Raw genomic sequence first — 1,027 nt, forward strand, 5'->3', positions numbered from 1 at the left:
GTTAGACCAGTGATAGAAGTTGAAGTGATATTCAATCTATAACTATCTGCATTGTCACTAGTCATTGAAGGAATGCTTAACTCTGCAGCTGAACTTTCCGTCGATCCATCGCTGACTTTAGTCCAGTTGTATTCTAAAGAGGAGATTTCAAAACCACCGTCGTAAGAGTAAGGAGCTCCGAAAGTGACTGTCGCCGTTTCCGTATCTGCACCGCTATAGGTTTGACCATCATAACTGCTGATGTATTCACTATTATCAATAAGTTCATCGAAGAATAGGAGGTTATTATCAACATTGAACTGCGTTTTCTGATCATTGGCATTATCAAATGAAGTAAGTGCCACATCTTCCAATTGGTTGTCAGATAGATTTACCGTTTCAAGGTAACCAAAGTTTCCAATCGTCAGACTCGTCGGCAAGCTTGTTAAATCTCTATTTGAAAGGTCAAGGTCGATCACTCTACCGTAGTTGTCAATTTGAGTAGCAACCGGATTACCGTCATTATCGACCCAATCACGCATTTCAATCGCTTTATCAGGCGTTGTGCCTAATTCTACGAATAAGTTGTATAGTGCTACTGAATCTTCCTGACCTAGTGTAAATAGAAGGTCAATTTGTTTTGTGAAGATGGTTAGACCAGTGATAGAAGTTGAAGTGACATTCAATCTATAACTATCTGCATTGTCACTAGTCATTGAAGGAATGCTTAACTCTGCCGCTGAGCTTTCCGTTGATCCGTCGCTTACTTTAGTCCAGTTGTATTCTAAAGTTGAGATTTCAAAACCACCATCGTAAGAGTAAGGATCTCCGAAAGTGACTGTCGCTGTTTCTGTATCTGCACTGCTATACGTCTGACCTGCATAACTGCTGATGTATTCACTATTTTCAATAAGTTCATCAAAGAATAGGAGGTTATTATCAACATTGAACTGCGTTTTTTGATCATTGGTATTATCAAAAGTAGTCAATGCTACATCCTCCAATTGGTTATCAGACAAGTTTACAGTTTCTAAATACCCGAAGTTCT

General features: G+C 39.0%; 1 protein-coding gene. It reads right to left on the reverse strand.

Translation table 11 applies throughout. The features are described 5' to 3' along the window. The coding region (locus IC221_RS29220) for a hypothetical protein (RefSeq protein WP_188172319.1) at nt 1-1,027 on the reverse strand (1,027 nt) is incomplete at both ends.

The sequence above is a fragment of the Flammeovirga sp. EKP202 genome (genome assembly GCF_014534745.1).
In the GTDB taxonomy this organism is placed as follows: Bacteria; Bacteroidota; Bacteroidia; order Cytophagales; family Flammeovirgaceae; genus Flammeovirga.